The organism is Curtobacterium sp. MCBD17_035, assembly GCF_003234815.2.
Classification (GTDB): domain Bacteria; phylum Actinomycetota; class Actinomycetes; order Actinomycetales; family Microbacteriaceae; genus Curtobacterium.
Map to the genome: position 1 here is coordinate 3,100,987 of NZ_CP126279.1, position 19,788 is coordinate 3,120,774.

17 protein-coding genes are annotated in these 19,788 nt (G+C 71.5%); 4 read left to right on the forward strand and 13 right to left on the reverse strand.

Annotated elements, in window-relative coordinates:
• Positions 1-213: 213 nt before the first annotated feature.
• From DEI93_RS14625 to DEI93_RS14665, 9 genes are all read right to left on the reverse strand, one after another.
• Positions 214-4,653 carry an RHS repeat-associated core domain-containing protein gene (locus tag DEI93_RS14625; RefSeq protein WP_146244432.1) on the reverse strand — a complete coding sequence of 1,480 codons (4,440 nt, stop codon included), beginning with the start codon at positions 4,651-4,653 and terminating at the stop codon, positions 214-216.
• A 166-nt stretch (positions 4,654-4,819) separates the two neighbouring features.
• Entirely contained in the window at positions 4,820-5,782 is a 963-nt protein-coding gene (locus DEI93_RS14630; RefSeq protein ID WP_111119997.1) for an SDR family NAD(P)-dependent oxidoreductase, read from the reverse strand.
• A 58-nt stretch (positions 5,783-5,840) separates the two neighbouring features.
• Positions 5,841-6,815, reverse strand: a complete 975-nt coding sequence (locus DEI93_RS14635; RefSeq protein ID WP_111120066.1) for a ribokinase — start codon at positions 6,813-6,815, stop codon at positions 5,841-5,843.
• Between the two features lie 59 nt (positions 6,816-6,874).
• Positions 6,875-7,864 (reverse strand): uridine-preferring nucleoside hydrolase UriH, encoded by a 990-nt coding sequence (uriH, locus tag DEI93_RS14640; protein WP_111119998.1) that lies wholly within the window; start codon positions 7,862-7,864, stop codon positions 6,875-6,877.
• 8 nt (positions 7,865-7,872) lie between these two features.
• On the reverse strand, positions 7,873-8,361 hold the full coding sequence (locus DEI93_RS14645; RefSeq protein ID WP_258368634.1) for a GNAT family N-acetyltransferase: 489 nt from the start codon (positions 8,359-8,361) through the stop codon (positions 7,873-7,875).
• Between the two features lie 49 nt (positions 8,362-8,410).
• Entirely contained in the window at positions 8,411-8,893 is a 483-nt protein-coding gene (locus DEI93_RS14650; protein WP_181436066.1) for a DUF2382 domain-containing protein, read from the reverse strand.
• Between the two features lie 4 nt (positions 8,894-8,897).
• Positions 8,898-9,575: an HAD family hydrolase gene (locus DEI93_RS14655; protein WP_111010670.1), complete on the reverse strand. Its 678-nt coding sequence runs from the start codon at positions 9,573-9,575 to the stop codon at positions 8,898-8,900.
• A gap of 64 nt (positions 9,576-9,639) precedes the next feature.
• Positions 9,640-10,284 carry an MBL fold metallo-hydrolase gene (locus DEI93_RS14660; protein WP_111120000.1) on the reverse strand — a complete coding sequence of 215 codons (645 nt, stop codon included), beginning with the start codon at positions 10,282-10,284 and terminating at the stop codon, positions 9,640-9,642.
• A gap of 142 nt (positions 10,285-10,426) precedes the next feature.
• Positions 10,427-10,867, reverse strand: coding sequence for a MarR family winged helix-turn-helix transcriptional regulator (locus DEI93_RS14665; protein WP_111010668.1), 441 nt, complete (start codon positions 10,865-10,867; stop codon positions 10,427-10,429).
• 126 nt (positions 10,868-10,993) lie between these two features.
• Between DEI93_RS14665 and DEI93_RS14670 the strand changes: the two genes are divergently transcribed.
• Genes DEI93_RS14670 through DEI93_RS14680 form a run of 3 tightly spaced genes read left to right on the forward strand, consistent with a single transcriptional unit; the run spans position 10,994 to position 13,733 of the window.
• Positions 10,994-12,169, forward strand: a complete 1,176-nt coding sequence (locus DEI93_RS14670; RefSeq protein ID WP_111120001.1) for a phosphotransferase family protein — start codon at positions 10,994-10,996, stop codon at positions 12,167-12,169.
• The gene (locus DEI93_RS14675; protein WP_111120002.1) at positions 12,166-12,735 is read left to right on the forward strand and encodes a hypothetical protein; all 570 of its coding nucleotides are present in this window, start codon (positions 12,166-12,168) and stop codon (positions 12,733-12,735) included. Before DEI93_RS14670 ends, DEI93_RS14675 begins: the two co-directional genes overlap by 4 nt.
• Complete coding sequence (locus DEI93_RS14680) at positions 12,732-13,733, forward strand: DUF7064 domain-containing protein (protein ID WP_111120003.1); 1,002 nt, start codon at positions 12,732-12,734, stop codon at positions 13,731-13,733. The genes DEI93_RS14675 and DEI93_RS14680 overlap by 4 nt, the downstream gene beginning before the upstream one ends.
• 112 nt (positions 13,734-13,845) lie before the next feature.
• Here the strand turns inward: DEI93_RS14680 and DEI93_RS14685 are convergent, their stop codons facing one another.
• The 4 genes from DEI93_RS14685 to DEI93_RS14700 form a co-directional block, all read right to left on the reverse strand.
• The gene (locus DEI93_RS14685) at positions 13,846-14,040 is read right to left on the reverse strand and encodes a DUF2795 domain-containing protein (protein WP_111010710.1); all 195 of its coding nucleotides are present in this window, start codon (positions 14,038-14,040) and stop codon (positions 13,846-13,848) included.
• A gap of 77 nt (positions 14,041-14,117) precedes the next feature.
• Positions 14,118-15,023: a glycosyltransferase family 2 protein gene (locus DEI93_RS14690; RefSeq protein ID WP_111010664.1), complete on the reverse strand. Its 906-nt coding sequence runs from the start codon at positions 15,021-15,023 to the stop codon at positions 14,118-14,120.
• Positions 15,020-16,573 (reverse strand): D-glycero-beta-D-manno-heptose 1-phosphate adenylyltransferase, encoded by a 1,554-nt coding sequence (gene rfaE2, locus DEI93_RS14695; protein ID WP_111120004.1) that lies wholly within the window; start codon positions 16,571-16,573, stop codon positions 15,020-15,022. Before rfaE2 ends, DEI93_RS14690 begins: the two co-directional genes overlap by 4 nt.
• Positions 16,570-17,997 (reverse strand): aldehyde dehydrogenase family protein, encoded by a 1,428-nt coding sequence (locus DEI93_RS14700; protein WP_502868546.1) that lies wholly within the window; start codon positions 17,995-17,997, stop codon positions 16,570-16,572. Before DEI93_RS14700 ends, rfaE2 begins: the two co-directional genes overlap by 4 nt.
• 326 nt (positions 17,998-18,323) lie before the next feature.
• Here DEI93_RS14700 and DEI93_RS14705 point away from each other — a divergent pair, with 326 nt between their 5' ends.
• Positions 18,324-19,778 (forward strand): cation:proton antiporter domain-containing protein, encoded by a 1,455-nt coding sequence (locus DEI93_RS14705; protein WP_111120006.1) that lies wholly within the window; start codon positions 18,324-18,326, stop codon positions 19,776-19,778.
• The last annotated feature ends 10 nt before the right edge of the window (positions 19,779-19,788 follow it).

Here is a 19,788-nt window from a genome sequence, read left to right on the forward strand (position 1 = left end):
CATCTTGGGACTCTGGCCTAACGTCGTCGCCTCAGTTTCGCCGGCCCGAATACGAGGAGGAACGTCAGCCCCGCTCCCACCGCGACCGTCGCAGTGAGGAACGCAACCCATGAACCCCACCCAGTCGATACAGAGGTAATGGTGAGAACTGCGAGGATCACGAGAACTGGCGTGAGGATTGCGCACACGATCGAGTTATAGCGCTTCCTTCCGTTAGCAGGCACTGGCCACCGATCCGATACCATCTATCACTCCGTATGCTGACGCTCCAAATCCAATGACGCCGGCTACTCCCAGCGCCGTTGACCATCCGAGGGACGGGATCTCAGCGGCAACCGATCCAACAATTGCGACACCGGAGGCGATGAGCCCGAGGCTCGAGAACACGAGACCGGTGACGGCATGGCCGCACTGCGAAACACGACCGGTGGGATCCGAGCCGTTGATGGGATCGCAGCCGACGAACGCGTATCGGTTGGCGTTGCCTGGATCGAGGGGCGCGTCGAGGGTGTCCTCCTGCGTCCACCCGCCCGCGACGGGAAGGTACCAGCGTTGTCCGAACTTCACGAGCCCGTCGCCGGTGATCCGGATGCCGGACTTGTATCCGAAGGGCAAGTACTCGAACCACGGCGACGTACCGCCACTGACCACGGTCCGGTTCCCGTACGGATCGAACGACACCGCGTACGCCCGCTGGCCGTCGTCGGTGAGGATCCCGACCGGGTTCCCGATCCCGTCCACCAGGTACAACCCGACCTGCAAGTCGGGGCTGATCGCGTCCAACACCTGTCCTGTGGTCGGGTCGTCGAAGAAGAACGACGTCTGCCCGGCGCTGGTTTGGGACTGCAGCTGCCCGCTCTTGCCGTACACGTACATGTACGAGTCCCCGCCCGGTGTGGTCTGGCTGAGCAGCTCGTTTTGGTCCGCGCCGGCGTAGGTGTACGTGGTGGTCTTCCCGCCCATGGTGGAGCTGGTCATCTGCTCCGCCCCGTTGTAGGTGTACGTCACGCCCGGTGATGCGGTCATGTTGCCCGCTGCGTCATACGTGTACCCGCTCGAGGTGATCTGGTTCGCCGCGTTGTACGTCAGGTTCTGCGACGAGGTCGCACTTCCCGTCTCCGCGGCACCGGTGCGGTCCCCGTTGCTGTTGTAGGAGTACGTCCAGGTCACGTTGCTGCTGCCGCCTGCCTGGGTGGCGCTGGTCAGCCGCGCCGCCGTGTACCCGTAGGTCGTGGTCTGATGCGAGATGTTGTCCGTGGCCAGCTGCAGCTCGCTGCGATCGTTGAGCTGGCTGGCCGCGGTCGGCTTCGCCGCCTGGACGCTGTCGCAGCTCGCCGACGCCGTCTTGAACTGGTAGCAGTACGAGGTGTCGAACACGAGCGAGTTGCTCGCATCCCCGGTGCCGGTCCAGGACCGCACCCGGATCACCCGGCCGGAGGTGTCGTAGTCGGTGTGGGTGCGGCCCGTCCACGTCGTGTGCGCCGCGTTCGCGTTCACCCACGTGTCCGTGCGCCGGCCGTGGTCGTCGGTGGCATACACCTGTGTCTCGGTGCCGGAGGCGTTCGGCAGCGTCGTGGTCAGCAGGTAGTTGGCCGGGTCGTAGGTGTTGGTCGCCGTGCCACCGCCGGCGGACACGGTGAGCTCGTTCGAGGCCTTGTCGTACGTGTACGAGACTGTCCCGCCGCCGGCGGTGTTCACCGTCGACGTGAGCCGGTTCTGCTGGTCGTACGTGTTCGTGATCGTGCCAGTCGCCGAGGTCGACGAGGTCAGGTTCCCGTTGCCGTCGTACTGGTTCGACACCGCGTGGGTGCCGTCGGAGAACGATTCCGTCAGCTGCCGGTCATCGTTGTCGTACGTGAACGACGTCGTGTGGCTGTTGCCGTCCGTCTCGGACGCGAGCCGCCCGAACGCGTCGTACGTGTACGTCTTCACGCCCAGGGTCGTTCCCGTCGGCGGCGTCACGGTCGACAGCTGGTGGTTGCCGTCGTAGGCGTAGGTGGTCGGGTTCTTCGGGGTGCTGCCGCTGGCGGCGTTCCCCGGCGCGGTCGCGGTCTTCACCGTCCCGTCCGAGTTCCGCTCCACAGCAGCCTGCACGTTCGTGTCGCTGCCGGTGGAGGACGTCATCTGGTTGCCCTGCCCGTTGTAGGTCACGGTCGTCGTGTTCCCCGACCCATCCGTCGTCGAGGTCGGCAGATACGGGTTGGTGCTGTCCCCGTACGTCGCCGAGCTCGACGCGCCGGACGAGGACGCGACCTTGTCCAACGACTGGCCACTGTTCGACGTGTACGTACCGGTCGTGGTCGACGTGCTGTCCCCCGAGCCGACCTGGCTCTGCGACACGGCGTTGTTCGCCGCGTTGTACGACGCACTGCGCGTGTTCCCATCCGGATCCACCGCCTTCGTCACATCATGCGTGGACGCGTCGATCGTGTACGTCGTGTTCTTCACCGCCGACATCGTCTGCGACGAATCCGTGTCCGGACCCGCGACCTGCGTCTGGGTGCTCGACACGTACGACAACCGCGTGACCGCGGTACCCGGCGACCCCGCCGTCGTGTTCCGCTGGTCGACCTCGGTGACCCGATCCGAGCTGTCGTACGTGAACGTCGTCACCCCGCCGTTCGGCGCCGTGACCGAGGTCAGGTCCTGGCCGGAGTACCCGAACGTCGTCGTCGCGCCGGTGGCATCCGTGTAGCCGACGATGTTGCCGTTGCCGTCCTTGCTGTACCGGATCGACCGCGTCGCCGAGCCGTTGGTCTGCGTGAACGTCGTCGCCCCGTTGCTGTACGCGACGTTCGCGACCCGTGCGCCGCTGATCGGCTTCCCGCTGCTGTCCGTGGTGACAGCGCCTGCCGTCGACACGATGCTCGCCAAGGTCGCACCGGAGTAGCTGAACGCGACGGCGTTGCTGTTCCCGTCGACCACCTTCGTCGGCTGGCCGTTGAGATTGAAGTGATCGACCTGCTTCGACGTCCATGACGTCAACGTGTACTCCGTCGACGACTTCGCCAGCGTCTGCTGCAAGCCCGCCGGCGTCGTGTACGAACCGTCAGCGTTGACCTTGAACAGCCACGTCGACCCATCCGGACCCGTGTAGATCACACCCGTGCTACCCGCCGACAGCGACCCGACGCCGTCGAGGGCGTACTGCCACCGGTTCGCCACCATGCCGATGCTGCTCGCCGTCTGCCAACCCCGCGAGTTGTACGCCGCACCGATCGTCGTCGACGCGTTCACCCCCGGCAGCGACAACCCGCTGTTCCCGACCAACAGGTTCCCCGTCGCGACGTCCACCTGCGCACTCGTCTGATCATCGATCCCGAAACTCAGATTCGTCGCCGACGGCCGCGACCCCGTCACGTTCGTGGTCGTGGGACCGGTCGGCAGGTTGTTGTACCAGCCCTGCAGCTCGAAGACGTAGTCCGTGCTGTCCCCGCTCCGGTTGTAGAGATCGATCTTGCCGTTGGACCCGACGGGCACGATCACGGTGTTGGTCCGGATCGAATCAGCACTGAAGTTGATGGACGTCGTTCCGGGCTTGGTCGCGCCATCCGCCCACGCGATCGCGTCGCCGGTGCTGTTCGCGGCATGCAGCGACGTCAGCGTCAACGCCACCGCGGTCACCCCGGCGCCGACCGCAGGCACGCCAGCCTGCCCGGACACCTGAATGGCGCGGCTCGAGTTCGCAGCGATCGGGGTGTTCGGGCTGACCCGCGTGTCATAGACCGTGCCTGCGGCGGGCGTGAACACGCTCCCACCGCCGTTCGTCGCGGTGAAGTACCCCTGCACATCCACCGCGAGATCGATCGCGTTCACGTCATCCGCGACGGTCAACTTGCCATCACTGCTCAACGCCACCTGCGCCGTCAGCGATGTCGGCACCCCCGCCGCGTACTGCAACGACCGCTGCGGCTTGCTCGTCCCCGCCGGATACGGCGTGATGTACCCGCCGTTCGCCGCCGGGATCACGATGAAGTTCGCAACCACCGCCGACGCACCCGCCGGCACACCACCATTGCCCGTCACCTGGAACGTCACCGAACTGCCCGCCGCGATCTGCGCCTTCGACACCCCCGTGCCGTTCCGGGAATCCACGATCCGCGTGCCCGGCACCGACACGAACCCGCCCGCCGCCGTCCCATCGTCGTTCGCGGTGTAGTAGCCCTGCACGTCGATCACGAGATCCGTCACCACGTCCGATGCAACCTGGATCGTCCCATCGTCACCGACCGCGATCGTCGCCGTGTTCGACGTCGTCCCCAACCCACCACCGTCGAACACGAGCATCAACGCCGACGCCGTCGAGTCGTCCGGCCGGCCACGCACCTCGCCCTGCTGGGTCATGTTCACCGCGGTGACGTTCACCACGACCGCACCCACCCCAGACGTCGGCACACCCGCCTTGCCACCCACCTGGATCGACCGGTACCCACCCGCCGGCATCGCCGTCGAGTACCCACCCGTCCCGCTCCGCGTGTCCAAGATCCGGCCCGACGCCGCCACGAACCGACCACCCGTCCCCGTGTCCGTCGCATCCGCGTGTGCCGGAGCCGGGGGCGTCACCGCCACCAACAGCGCCGCGACCAACGCGATGAGCACCGCCAGCGCTGCGCCGAACCGACCCCGAACAGACAACGACCCGAACGCACGCATGGATGCCCCCATCGGCAGAACCCCGATCGCCGGACGCGTCCTTCGTACCCCGCGCGTCCCAGCGAGAACATTCCGAACAGTACGGGTACATGAACGATCGTCAGGACCCCCATTCCGAGGGTCAGGGTCCGGCGCGACCAGCCTCGATCCAGGCGGGGCTCCGCGGTCAGCGCCGCGAACGACCGCCCGCGAGCGCGACGACCCCGACGGCAGCGGCACCGAGCACGACGGGCACCCACTTCCGCCGGGCACTCGCGCGCCATCCGCCGTCGGTCGCGTTCGACGCGTCGTCGGGACCGTAGAGGTTGCCGTCGCTCGGGGCCCCGTGCCCACGGAGCGCGAAGATCTCGACGGCCGGGCGCGTGATCGCGTGGAACAGCGGCGGCAGCGCGAACTCGAGCGGCACGAGGGCTGCCTGCGCGAGCCCGACGTACGTGTTCCGCTTCGGGTGCACGACGGCCCGCATGATCGCCTTGGCAACGCGCTGCGGACCGACGACCGGCGGCATCGGGTGCGAGTTCTGGTTCGTGTAGTTCGCGCCGTGCTGGTAGATCGGGGTGTCGATCGTCGAGGGCAGCACCATCGGGAAGTGGATGTCGGTCCCGCGGAACTCGTCGCCGAGGACGTCCGCCAGGCCGAGCGCCGCGTGCTTGCTCGTCACGTACGCCGACTGGTAGGGCGCGGACAGGAGCGACTGGATCGACCCGACGAGCACGTAGGTCCCCCGTCCGCGCTCCCGGAAGTGCGGGAGCACCGCCCGGATCCCGTTGACGTGCCCGAACAGGTTCGTCTCGACCACCCGGCGGAACGCGTCGTCCGGCACCTGCTCGAACAATCCGTACGCGAACAGCGCGGCGTTCCCGACGAACACGTCGATGTGTCCGAACCGGGCGATGGTCGCCGCGACGAGCGCCCGGACCTGCTCGGCGTCGGACACGTCGGTGGGCACGGCGAGCGCCTCGGCTCCGCGAGCCCGGCACTCCTCGGCCGCGGCCTCCAGGCTCTCGCGTCCCCGGGCGGCGAGCACGACGTGTGCGCCGGCCTCGGCGAAGGCGTGGGCGGTCGCGCGGCCGATGCCGCTCGACGCCCCGGTGACCACGACGACCTGTCCTCGGAACCTGGATGTCATGCCGCTCGTCTACGCGAACCGGCTGGGGCCGCCTGAGCGCCCGGGGGACAACGCGACCTCAGGCGTGATCGGCCAGGAACGCGTCGAACTCCTCGATCGTCGGGTAGGACGACTGCGCGCCGAGCCGGGTGGCGGCGAACGCGCCGACCACGACCGCGAACCGAGCAGCGGTCACGAGGTCGTCTCCGGCCGCCAGCCGCATCGCCAGTGCGCCGGTGAACGCGTCGCCACAGCCCGTCGTGTCGACGGGGTCGACGCGGACGGACGGAACGCGGACGGGCTCCGCGCCGCGGTCGAGCACGACGCACCCGGCACTCCCGGTGGTCACGACCGCGCGGTCGACCCCGCGATCGGCCAGGAGGCCCGCGAGCCGCCCGACGTCCTCCGCACCGCCGTCCGCCGCGCCGTCGTCCGCCCCCGCGTCCGCCGCGGTGCATCCCGCCGGCGTCACGAGCTGCGCGGCCTCGTGCTCGTTGACGAGCAGCACGTCGGTCAGCGCGAGGAGTTCCTCGGGCACGGGCCCGAACGGCGACAGGTTCGTCACGACCGTGGTCCCGGCGGCGTGGGCACGGCGGGCGGCCGCGAGTACGACCTCCATGTCGACCTCGAGGCAGAGTCCGAGCACGGCCGCGCCCGCGAACGCCCCGTGGGCGGCGTCGACGTCGGCGGCGGACAGCCGCCCGTTCGCCCCGGGCGAGACGACGATGGTGTTCTCGCCGGCGGCGTCCACGGTGATGACCGCGGTGCCGGTCGCGCTGCCCTCGAGCACGCGCACACCGGCGACGTCCACGCCGGCGTCGGCCACGGCACCGCGCAGGAGCTGGCCGTTCGCGTCGTCGCCCACGGCGCCGACGAGGGCGACGTCGCCGCCGAGCCGACCGGCCGCGACGGCCTGGTTGGCGCTCTTGCCGCCGGGCAGGATCCGCAGGTCCTCGCCGCGCAGGGTCTCGCCCGCGCGGGGGAACCGCGCGGTCCGGACGACCAGGTCCGCGTTGAGCGAGCCGACCACGACGACGCGGCCGCGGGCCTCCAGGACGTCCCGATCCGGAGCAGCGGTGCCGACCGTGTCCGCCCCGTCGGCCGGGAGGCCCGTCACGCGTCGATCCCGTCGGCGACGGCGACCGGGTCCGCGTCCCCCACGCCGCCCTCGCCGATCCGCTCGAGCGCGTCGACGACGAGGTCCCAGAACCGGTCGCGGTCGAGCTCGAGCGCGGCGGAGGTCCGGCAGTCCTCGGGCGCCGGCGCTCGCAGGTCGGCGACGGTCATGCCGGTGGTCAGGGTGCCGGTGGTCTCGACGGCGATGGGCATCCGCACGGCCCGGACGATCGTCGGGTCGATGACGTGCGCGACCGCGCAGGGGTCGTGCACGGGCGGGGCGTCGAACCCCTGCACGTCGCGGTACGCGTCGGCGAAGAACCCCATGAGCTCGTCGACGAACCGAGCCGGCCGGGTGCCGAGTGCCGCGATGCGCGCGACGACGTCGGGGGTCGCGAGCGCCTGGTGGGTGAGGTCCAGCCCGACCATGACGACGTCCCAGCCCGCCGTGAACACGATCTGCGCGGCCTCGGGGTCGATCGCGATGTTGAACTCGGCGACGGGGGTCATGTTGCCGACGTGGACGCCGCCGCCCATGAGGACGACCCGCTGGACCCGCTCGACGATCCGCGGCTCCTTGCGGACGGCGAGCGCGATGTTCGTCAGACCACCGACCGGCACGAGCGTGATCGTGCCCGGCTCGTGCGCCATGACGGTGTCGATGATGAGATCGACGGCGTGCCGGGGGTCGAGCTCGATCGACGGTTCGGGGAGGACGGGCCCGTCGAGCCCCGACTCCCCGTGGATGTCCGCGGCGTGCTCGATGGTCCGGACGAGCGGCCGGTCCGCGCCCGCCGCGAACGGCACGTCGGTGATCCCGGCGATCCGCGCGACGGCGAGCGCGTTCCGCGTCACCTTGGCGAGCGTCTGGTTGCCGACGACGGTGGTCACGGCGAGGAGCTCGATCTCGGGGTTGCCGTGGGCGAGCAGGATCGCCACGGCGTCGTCGTGGCCCGGGTCGCAGTCGAGGATGATCTTCTGGGGCATGGCCGACCTCAGTCCAGCTGCTTGTCGAAGCAGATCGAGAACGGCATCGTGCGCGCGTACGCCGCGGAGTAGATCGGGATCCGACGCCAGCCGGTCTTGTCGTACAGGGCGACGGCCTCGGGCTGCTTGTCACCGGTCTGCAGGACGAGCCGGTGTGCGCCGACCTCGCGTCCGACGGCCTCCGACTCGGCCAGGAGGGCCGTGGCGGCACCCTGCCCGCGCGCCGCCGCGAGCACGATCAAGCGCTTGAGCTCGAGCTCGTCCCCGAGCCACCGCACCGCGATGTGCCCGACGGCCTCGCCGCGCTCGTCGACCGCGAGGATCGCCGTGACGACCGTCTCTGGATCGACGTGGAGGGCACGCTCCCGCTCGGCGGCGCGCGCCGGGTCCTCGGTGCCGTCGCCGACCCCGTACCGGGCGTGCATGTCGTCGTCCATGGCGGCGCGGAGCGCGACGGCCCGCGGGTCCTCCCACGCGACGCGTTCGATGGTGATCACGACGGACCATCCTCGCAGGTGCGGGCGGCCCTCCCGACCCGCACGCCGCTCAGCGGCGGTCGGTCAGGTCCTCGTCGACGACGTCGACCTCCTCGTGCCCGACGGTCTCGGTGAGCGACCGTTGCTCGGTCACCACGTCCGTGACCACGCGCACACGCTCCACGGGGACGACGCGGGTGACGACCTCCACCTGCTCCTCGTGCAACACCAGCTCGATCGCGTCGCCCGAGCCGATCGGGAGGACCGTGCCCGCGTCGACGACGTCGGTCCCGTCGAGCGGCTCCTCCTCGACGCGGAGTTCCTCACGCCGCACGGTGACGGTGACGGTCCGCTCCTCGGACACGATCACCTTGCGGATCCGCACACGGCGCACCGGCACGGCCTCCGTGCGCACGACGAGCCGCTCCTCCGACCGGGTCACGGCGACATCGTCAGCGCCCGGGTCGAGGATGCGGTCCGCGCGTCCCGCGAGGGAGGTCCCGTCGATGGGGTCCTGGTCGTCCGGGTACGGCGTTGCGTCGACGTCGGTCACGTCGTCACGCCCCCAGCTGTCCGATGGGGCTGTCGTCGATCCCGGCGAGGATCGCGGCCGGATCGTCGAACACGGCCACGGCCCCGGCCTCACGGAGCTCCGCCTCGGAGATGCCGCCGGACAGCACGCCGATCGCGGCGACGCCGGCACGGCCCGCGGCGATGACGTCCCACTTGGAGTCACCGACCATGATCGCGTGGTCGGGATCGGCCCCGGAGCGCTCGAGCGCGAGCTGGATGATCCCGGGGTCCGGCTTCGCCTGCTCGACGTCACCGCCGCTCGTCACGACCTCGATCGTGTCCTCGATCTGCAGGAGCTCGCGGAGGATGGCGAGCTCGGCCTCGGGCGCGCTCGTCGCGAGGACGACCTTGTGCCCGCGGCGGGCGACCTCCTCGAGCAGGTCGTGCACGCCGGGCAGGATGTGCAGCTCCTGGAAGTGCTCCCGGTAGTACGCCGTGTGGAACTCCTTCGCCTGCTTCGCGACGTCCGAGTCCGCGGAGCCCACGAGCTCTTCGAGGAGGCTCGACGAGTCCATGCCGATGCAGCGGTGGATGCGCCAGGCGTCGACGGGCTGCCCCGCTGCGTGGAAGGCACGCCACCAGGCGTCCACGTGGGGGTAGTTCGAGTCGGCGAGCGTGCCGTCGATGTCGAAGAGGACGGCGGTCGTGGGGTCGTCGGTCATGCTCCGAGCCAACTCCTCGACCGTCGTCCCCGTCGTCAGTGTCCTCAGGCTCGTCGTCCCCCGGTCAGAGTTCGACCGACTCGCCGACCGGGAGGGTCGACATCGGCACGCCGCCGAGGCCGTCCTCACCGAGGAACTGAACGGTCGACTGCTGCCCGGGCTCGCTGAGGAGCAGCTCGTGGATCTGGATGGCGCGCTCGGGACGGACCTCGCGGACGTAGTCGACGGCCTCCCGCATGTGCGACCACGGGCCGCTCGTCGGCATGAGCAGCGTCGGCACGGCGACCCCGGGCACGAGGTAGGCGTCGCCCGGGTGGAAGACGATGCCGTCGACGAGGTACCCGACGTTCGGGATCGTCGGGATGTCCGGGTGGATGACGGCGTGGGTCTCGCCGAACACCCGCACCTCGACGGTGCCCACGGTGAACGTGTCGCCCGCGCCGACCGTCACGACCCGGCCGTCGTGGTCGCCGCCGATCTGGTCCGCGACACCCTCGGGCACGTAGGCGCGGAGCTCCGGGGCGGCGTCGAGTCCGGCGCGGAGGGCGTCGGTGTCGAGGTGGTCGAAGTGCTCGTGCGTGACGAGCACCGCCGTCGCGCCGCGCACGAGCTCGGCGGACTCGGGCGTGAACGTCCCGGGATCGATGACGATCGTCACGTCGTCCTGCTCGAGCACGACGGTCGCGTGGTTGTACTTCGTGAGCCGCATGGGTCCTCCTGGTCGTTGGCGTCGGTCAAGTGTACAACCATGTTGTACACCTTCCTTCCGCGAGATCGCAGTCGTCGCCGTTCTGGCAACCGTCCAAGCGGCGACGACTGCGATCTCGCAGAGGGGAGGCGGGCGGTGCGGGTCAGCCGTCGGTGTGCTGCGCGATGCGGGCGAGGAGTTCGGGCATCCGCTCGAGCGCAGCCCGCTCGTCCGGGTCGAGCTCGGCGTCGATCGCCCGCGCCATCCACGACGTCCGTGCCCGACGGTCCGCGGTGAGCGCGAGCCGTCCGGCTTCCGTGATGCCGATGACCGACGCACGCGCATCGGTCGCGCTGGCGGTGCGCGCGACGTGACCCAGGGCCTCCAGTTCGATGACGGTACGGCTCTGGCCCTGGTGGCGAACGCCGCGGCGCCGCGCCAGGTCGGCCGTCGTCATCGGACCCTCACGGTCGAGGTGACCGAGGGTGGCCGCGTGGGCCGGCGAGAGCGTGTCGGCGCGACCCCGACCGATGCGGACGAGGGTCCCGATCGCCGCCCGGAGGCGCTCCGCGAGCTCCTCGGTGCGGTCGTCGGTCCGGTCCATGGGTCCGACGGTACTGCGCCCGGCTCCCCCAGGCGACGCGGGTGCGGGCGGTCCGAGGCAATCGATGACGCGTACCGTGTCGAACCACCACCAGGCCGCGACGCAGCGCGCCGGAAGGAGCACGGCATGAGCACCGATCCCTGGGCACCACACCACCTGGAACCCGCCGTCGCGGCGGCCCTCGACCGCAAGCGCGCACACCGTGGCACCACGACGTACGTCCTGAGCCAGCTCGACGACCTCGCCGCACGGCTCGACGCGTTCCTCGTGCGCCGCGTCGACGGGACGTTCTCGGTGCGGGACCTCGAACGGCTGCCGGGTGGCGCCTCGAAGGAGCAGTTCGTGTTCACGCTCGACCGCGTCGTCGACGGCGAGCCCCGCTCCGACCGCCTCGTGCTCCGGATGGACCCCCTCGGATCGCCGGTCGAGAGTTCGCGTCGACGGGAGGCCGACGTCCTGCGGATGGTGCACGGTGTCCTGCCCGTCCCCGAGCTGCACTGGGCCACCGACGACGCCGATGAGCTCGGCGCCCCGTCGCTCATCTCGGAGTTCGTGTCCGGCGTCACCGGCCCCGCCGATGCTCCGACCACCGCGTCCGGGCTCGGCGTCACGTACGGGCCGCGGCTCCGCCCGGTGCTCGCCGAGCAGTTCGTCGAGCACCTCGCCGCGCTCCACACCGTGGACTGGAGCGCGCACGAGCTCGAGGCGTTCGAACGCCCGCGTCCGGGGACCACCGACGCGCTCGACTGGCGGCTCGCGGCGATCGACCGGGCGTGGGACGACGACGCCTTCGCGCCGCACCCCACCGTGGCACTCGTCCGCGACTGGCTGTGGCGGAACCGACCGACGGTCGACACGGTCTCGGTCGTGCACGGGGACTACCGCAACGGCAACTTCCTGTTCGACGAGAAGAGCGGGCGTGTCACGGCCGTCCTGGACTGGGAGCTGACGTACCTCGGCGACCGGCACCACGACCTCGCCTACATCATGATGGAGGGCTGGGGCGAGCGGGACGAGGCCACCGGCACGTTCTGGTGCTCGGCTCTCGTCACCGAGGACGACCTCATCGCGCAGTACGAGGCACGGTCGGGCCTCAGCGTCGACCGCGAACGACTCCGCTACTACCTCGTGCTCAACATGTACTGGGCCATCGTCGCGCTCACGGCGGCGCTCCCCCGCAACGCCGCCGAGGAGCTCACACACCTCGCCGTCATGGGCAACTTCCTGACCGGCCTCGGCACCTACTACATCGACCGCGTCAACGAGATCGTCGCGACCGAACCGATCGGAGCACCCGCGTGATCCCGTCCGTCGCCCAGCAGCTCCTCGCCGTCCGCCGGACCATGGCCACGACCGTGCTGCCCGCCATCGACCCCGCACAACCGTTCGCCGCCGAGCAGGCCGGGCTCATCCTCGCCACGCTCGACCGCGTGCTCGACGTGCAGGCCTCGGAGTACCGCTACGACGTCGTCGAGCACGCCGACGCCACCGCGCTCGAACAGGCACTCGCCGCGCTCGGGTCCGCGGACGCGCCGTCCGCGGGTGCCGACACCGGCGACGTGCGGGACGCCGACTCCGACGACACCGAGGCGCCCGACGACCTCGACGAGCTCCGTGCGAGCACCACGGCGGCCGCGAAGCGTGCGGAGCGACGCTTCCGGGACCTGCTCACCACGGACCGGGCGGACGCCGCACGGGCCCTCATGGCGCACGCCGCACGTCGGAGCACCGAGCGCGAGCTCGCGGCGGCCCGCATGACCGGGTTCCCGCACGCGGTGGGGTCGATCGCCGAGGTCCTGGCGCGGCAGGCGACCAGCTCGTTCGGGGACGTCGCGGTGCCGGCGGACGGCGAGGTCACGACGCGATGATCACCGCCCGCGACCTCGACTACCACCCCCACGACCCGTCCGCGACGAACTGGGCCGAGACACTCGTGTGCGTGTTCAGCGTGCCCGAGGCGGGCATCCTCGGCAACGCCTACGTGCTCGTCCGTCCCGAGGTCGGCGCCGCGATCTCGTCGGTCGTCGTGCACGGTGGGTTCGCGACACACGCGCACGACATGGACTTCGTCGACCCGCAGGTGCACATGCCGGCGCCCGAGCGCTTCTCCGACTTCACGTTGCCGAGCGGGCTGTCCCTGCACGCGGACGCAGCGCCGCGGGACTTCTCGGTCCAGTACGAGAGCAACACCCCCGGCGCCTGCTCGCTCGACCTCCGGTTCGCCGCGATCGCCGACCCGTTCGACACACACGACCCCGCGCAGAACCCCCTCGTCGTCCCCGACGGAGCGATGGACACCGGCCTCGGCGACGTGTGGGCCAACGGGCACATGGACGCGGTCGGGCGTGTGACCGGCGAACTCGTGCTCCGCGGTCAGCGCTACGCGGTCGACTGCGTGGAGGGCATGGACCGGAGCTGGGGCCCTCGTACCGAGGTCGGCACCGCCGCGGCGGCGTGGATCCACGTGACGCTCGGCCCCGAGTTCGCGCTCCACGTCGCGATGGCGATGTCGATCGACGACGCCGGGGTGGTGCACTACGACGGCATGCGGTTCGGCTACGTCGTCGAGGACGGCGAGCTGCACGGACTGACCGACGCGTCGGTCGAGGCCGCCCGCGTCGACATGGTGCCGGTGAGCAACCACATCATGGCGACGGACGTCCGCGGCCGCCGGTACGAGTTCCACGGCAGCGCCGTCGGCGGGTACCCGTGGCACCAGTTCAGCCCGGCCTACGTCTGCTACCAGAGCCTCATGCGGTACGAGTCGGACGGCCGGGTCGGGTACGCCGAGCACGGTGACGTGTTCGGGATCGAGTACCTCGCCGCACGCCGATCAGCCGCGGGACGCCGGGCCCGCACGGCCTGACCGCCAGGCGGTCGCGCGGTCGGAGGACCAGCGCCGCAGGCGAGGGTGCACGACCCGCCGCACGCCATGAGCGGCAGCGGCGCGTCGTGCACCCTCGCGGAGCGGACCGGCCTCAGTCGACGTCCGACACCGCGCTCGACACGGCGGTCGGCGCGTCGTACTCCTGGTCCGGGATCTGCTTGAGCGCGTTGAGCACGTCGTCGTCGGCGCCCTCCTTCTCGGCCGTCGAGACGATGGTGTCCTTCGAGGCGGGGTAGTCGATCCCGCTCAGGAACTTCTGGATCTGGATCGGGTTCGGCGTTGCCATGGGGTTCTCCTCGTCGTTCGTTCCACCGGATGGTCGGACGACCACCCGTTCGTCACCCGGGAGGGACCGGGTGCGGCTCAGGGCTCCCGTCGTCCGACACCGAGCGCCTGCTCGGCGTCGATCGGGGGGAGGAGGACGTCCGGCGCGTCGACCGACCGGTCCGTCACGGTCGTCGGGGACTCGAGGTGCACGGCGCCCGACGGCACGATGCCGACGCCGCCCGCGCGCTCCATCACGCGCCACTGCGCGACGACGTCCTCGCCCGCGTGGCCCGTCGGGAGTTCCCGCCAGAAGTCGAAGCCGCCCGCGTCGAGGAGCACCGCGCGGTCGTACAGCACGCACGCGCCGACCCACGCGACCCGGTAGGGCACCCACCCGCCGTGCGGGACGTCGAGGTCCGCGGCGATGTGGGCGAGGTTCGCGGCGTTGTGGAGCTGCCAGCGGTCGTGGCCGGGCGTGCCGCGCCGGATGACCTCCGGCACGACCGGCCCGTCCCACCGCTCGAACGTCGTCTGCTGGTGCGGTCGCCGGTCGTCGAGGTACGACAGCCCCTGCACCGCGGACCCGACGAACCCGCAGCCGAGCTGCCGGATCGCGTCGAGCATGCGGGCGATCGAGTCGCGCTCGAGCCACACGTCGTCGTCGAGGAACAGCACGTACGGCGCGGTCGCGTGCTCGAGCAGGAACTGCCGGTGCTCGGCGAGCCCGTGCCGCTCGGGGTGCCGCAGGACGAGCGGCTGGCGGCCCTGGGCCTCCAGGACGCGGAGCATCGCCTGCACGCTCGGGTCGGCGAGCGGCGCACCGTCGACCGACTGGTCGCTGAGGACGAGCCGGAACGTCGGCTCGTCCTGCCCGGCGAGCCCGGCGAGCGTCGTGGCGAGCTCGGTGACCCGTCCGGCGGTCGGCACGAGCACGTCGACCACGGGCTCCGGTGCCGGCCGGGAGGCCCGTCCCCACTCGCCCGACCAGCGTGCGGCCGTCACGGGGTCGCCTCCGTCGCCGTGGGGGCGTCGTCCGCGTCGGTGACCGTCTCGGCCGCGGCGCGCTCGGCGGCCGCTCGCGCGGACTCGCGGATGCGGCGGACGACGTCGGTCGTCGAGTGCTCGGCGACGTAGTCGACCATGACGACCTCACCACCGTAGGCACGGACGACCTCGGTCTCGGTGAGCATCTCGGGCGAGTAGTCGCCGCCCTTGACGTAGACGTCGGGCTGCAAGCGCTCGATGAGCGGCACGGGGGTGTCGGTCGGGAACACGGTGACCAGGTCGACCGACGCGAGGGCCGCGAGGACGCCCGCACGGTCCTCCGCCGTGTTGATCGGCCGCTCCGGCCCCTTGAGCCGGCGGACCGAGTCGTCGTCGTTCACCGCGACGACGAGCAGGTCGCCGAGCTCGCGGGCCTGTCGCAGGTACGAGGTGTGACCGCGGTGCACGACGTCGAAGCAGCCGTTCGTGAACACGACGCGGCGGCCCGCGGCCCGGGCGGCGGCGACGGCGTCGGCCAGGTCGTCGTGGTCGACGATCGTGTCGGCCGGGGCGGAGACCGAGGCGACCAGGGCCTCGGCGGTGCAGATCGAGGTGCCGGCCTCGCGGACGACGACGTCGGCGGCGGCCTGGGCGAACCGGGCGGCGTCGGCGAGGGGCGTCCCCGTGGCGAGCGCGACGGACACGGCGGCACAGAACGTGTCGCCGGCGCCGGACGCCTGCTGCTCGGACGCCGGCGTCGCGCGGGTGCGGACCGGGGTGGTGTCAGCGGCGGTGTCGCCGGGCAGCAGCACGGTGCCGTCCTTGTCGAGCGTGACGATGGCGTTCCGAGCACCGCTCGCGGTGAGGACGGCGTCGCGGAGGCCCTCGACGACCGCGGGGCGTGCGGACCCCTGCCCGAGGGAACGGCCGAGGAGCTGCTCGGCCTCGCCACAGTTCGGCGTCACGAGGTCGGGGTGCAGGTCGTGCCAGCGGCCGAGGTCGTGCGCGTCGACGGCCACGGCGGCCGGACGGTCGCGCAGCACCGCGGGGACCACGGCCTCCGGGGTCGTTCCGAGCCCGTAGTCGCACACCACGACCGCGTCGGCACCGCGGATGCCGGCGGTCACGGCCCGGGCGAGGGCGATCGTGTCCTGCTCGGTCGGGGGATCGGCGATCTCGTCGACGCGGACGAGGATCCGGTCCCCGCCGACGACCCGGGCCTTCGAGGTCGTGACGCCGTGCGAGACGGGCACCAGACCGGACACGTCGACACCGTCGGCCGCCAGCCGGGCGCGGAGGATCCTCCCGGCCTCGTCGTCACCGATCAGGCCGACCATGCGGACCTCCGCGCCGAGCGCCCGCGCGTTCACGGCGGTGTTCGCGGCACCACCGGGCACGTCGATGACCTCGGTGACGCGCACGACGGGGGCCGGGGCCTCCCGGCTCACCCGCTCGGCCTCACCGACGCTCCAGCGGTCGAGGATGACGTCCCCGACCACGACGACGAGCGGTCGCCGGTCCCGGGTGCGGTCCACGACCTCCCGGACGACGCGGAGGTCCCCACTCACCGGTCGCTCCGGCGCGGCGCCGATTCGAGGTGCACGACCGTGGTCGTCGTCATCTCGTCGAGCAGGTGCGGGCCGTACCCGAAGCCGGCACCCGACGCACCACGCGGCTGGGCGCTGCCGCCCGGAGCGCCTCCGAACACGGCGTTCACCTTGACGGTGCCGACCGGGAGCTCGTCGCCGGCGCGGAGCGCGTGCTCCATGTCGTTCGTCAGGACCGTCGCGGCGAGGCCGTAGCGGTCGTCGGCGGCGAGGCGCAGTGCCTCGTCGAAGTCGTCGACGACCTGCACGGGCGCGATCGGGCCGAAGGTCTCCTCGTGCATGACGAGCATGTCGGGCGTGCAGTCGACGAGCACCGTCGCGGGGTAGAACGTGCCGACGCCGTCGGGGATGCTGCCGCCTGTGAGGACCCGGGCGCCCTTGGCGACCGCGTCGTCGACGTGCGACTGGACCACGTTGCGCATCCGCTCGTCGACCAGGGGGCCGTAGCCGTCGGCGTCGGTGGCGGTCTTCGCCTCGGCCTCGGCGACGAGCGCGGTGACGAACGCGTCCGCGACCTCGCGGAGGACGTACACGCGCTCGACGCTCGTGCAGATCTGGCCGGTGTTGGCGAACGCGCCGAGCGCGGCCTGACCGGCGGCCCACGCCGGGTCGACGTCGGCGTCGACCACGAGCGCGTCGTTCCCGCCGTTCTCGCGGATGACGTGGGCACGGGTGCGCAGGGCCATCTCGGCGAGGACGTCACCCGTCGCGGTCGAGCCGACGTGCGCGTAGACGTCGATGCCGGGCTCGGCGAGCAGCGCCTCGCCCGTCGCGGCGTCACCCGTGATGCCGACGAGGACGCCCTCGGGCAGCGCCTCGGCCAGGATCTCGTTGAGGAGGGCCGCCGTGGCCGGGCAGCGCTCGCTCCCCTTGTGCACGACGGTGTCGCCGGAGACGATCGCGGCACCGAGGATCCCGCACGCGACGGCGACCGGGTCGTTCCAGGGCGTCAGCGCGAGGACCACGCCGCGGGGGTGCGGCTTGGCGGTGTCCGTCGCGCCGAACGAGCCCCGCAGGACCTCGCCGCGGTGCAGCGGGCCGAGCTCCGCGTACTGGATCAGCGTGTCGATGCCGGCCTGCACACCGCCGAGGGCGTCGCCGGGGACCTTGCCGGTCTCGCGGGTGTTGAGCGCCGCGAGTTCCTCGGCACGCTCCTGCAGGTGCAGCGCTGCGGCCTTGAGGACCGCACCACGCTGCCCCGGCGCCGTGCGGGACCAGGTCGCGAACGCCGTCCGCGCCCGCACGACCGCCTGCTCGATCTCCGCCGGGCTCGCGACCTCGACCCGGGAGGCGGTGCTGCCGTCGCGCGGGTCCGTCACCTCGATCACGCGGGGCGCGAGGCTGTCCTCGACGGTGGGCTCGGAGGGGGCGATCGCGGTGTCCAGGGCCAAGGGTGCTCCTCTGTCAGGGGGACGACCGGCCGAGGGCACGGTCATTGGGCGTTCCGTCATCGTCGACGCGCGCGGGCATCGGTCCGCACGTACCCACACTGCTCCTCCGTCCCGGGACTGTCCGCGATCGCGGCCTCCCTTCGGCTCGCCTGTCCCCCGACCACGGCCCGCCCTGGAGTCCGCATCCGGCGGGTGCGCGGGCGAGGAGTACGGTGGACGAGCGTTCGCGTGAGGTGTGCCGGGAAGACTGGTCGGCGATCCGTCGACCGACCCTCCCGAGGAGATCCCATGTCACTCGCCCCACGAGCCGAGCGCTGCCCGTGAGCGCGGACGACGCGTTCACCCTGGCGGTCGGGCTCGCCGGACTCGCCGCGGTCGCGGCCGTCGTCTCGAGTCGCCTCAGCACCCTCATCCGCGTCCCGTCGCCCGCGCTGTTCCTCATCGCCGCGGTCGCGGCGTCGTCCTTCTTCCCCGTGCTCGAGACCGTTCCGCGCGTGCTCGACGAACACGTCGTCAGCGTCGCGCTGGTCTTCATCCTCTTCGACGGCGGCATGCACATCGGCTGGTCCCGGTTCCGGAACTCGCTCGGCCCCATCACCTGGCTCGGGGTCGCGGGGACCGCCGTGACCGCGGCGGGGGTCGCGCTCGCTGGACACCTCCTGCTCGAGCTCCCGTGGCAGCAGTCGTTGCTGCTCGGGGCCGCACTCGCCCCCACCGATCCCGCGGTCGTGTTCTCCGTGCTCGGCAAGCGCGAGATCTCGGGCCGCTCCGGCACGATCCTCGAGGGTGAGTCCGGCGCGAACGACCCGGTCGGCATCGCGTTGATGGTCAGCCTGCTCGCCGCGACCGGTGCCGGCCTCGACGCGGTGACCCAGGGCCTCCTGACGTTCGTGCTGCAACTCCTGATCGGCACGGCCGTGGGCGTCCTCGGCGGCCTGACGCTCCGGTGGGCCCTGCAGCGCCTCGCGTTGCCGAACGAGGCGCTGCACTCGATCTGGACACTCGCATTCGCGGTCGTGCTCTACGCGGTGGGCACGCTCCTGCACGGGTCCGGGTTCCTCGCCGTGTTCCTCGCCGGCATCCTGATCGGCGACGTCCGCGCGCCGTTCAAGCGCGAGATCGACCGGTTCAGCTCGGGGTTCTCGAACCTGGCGGAGATCGTCGTGTTCACCCTGCTCGGCCTGAGCACCGACGTGACCGCGGTCGTCCGACCCGATGTCCTCCTGCCGGGGCTCCTCATCGCGGCCCTGTTGATCCTCGTCGTCCGGCCGCTGTTCGTCGGTGCGCTGAGCATCCCCCTGCGCCTGCGGTGGGGTGAGCGCGCATTCGTGCTGTGGGCGGGACTCAAGGGGGCCGTGCCGATCCTGCTCGGACTCTCGATCCTCGCCTCGGGCGTGGCACACGCGGACCGGCTGTTCGGCATCATCTTCGTCGTGGTGGTGTGCTCGGTGGTGCTGCAGGGCGGTCTCGTCCCGTTCTTCGCCCGGCGGTTCCACATCCCGATGCGGGTGCGCGAGCCGGAGCCCTTCGCGGTCGGCATGCGTCTGACGGCGGAACCGGAGGGACTGCACCGCCATGTCGTCCAGCACGGGTCCGAGGCGGACGGTCGCCGCGTCGACGAGCTCCTCGACGGCGAGGACGGCTGGATCAGCGTCGTGCGTCGGCAGGGTCGGCTCATCCGGCTGCGGCGGGACACCGTCCTGCACGAGGGTGACGAGGTCCTCGCCCTCGCGGACGACGAGGGCGGTCTGGATCGGCTGTTCGACGCGCCCTGAGCGGGAGACG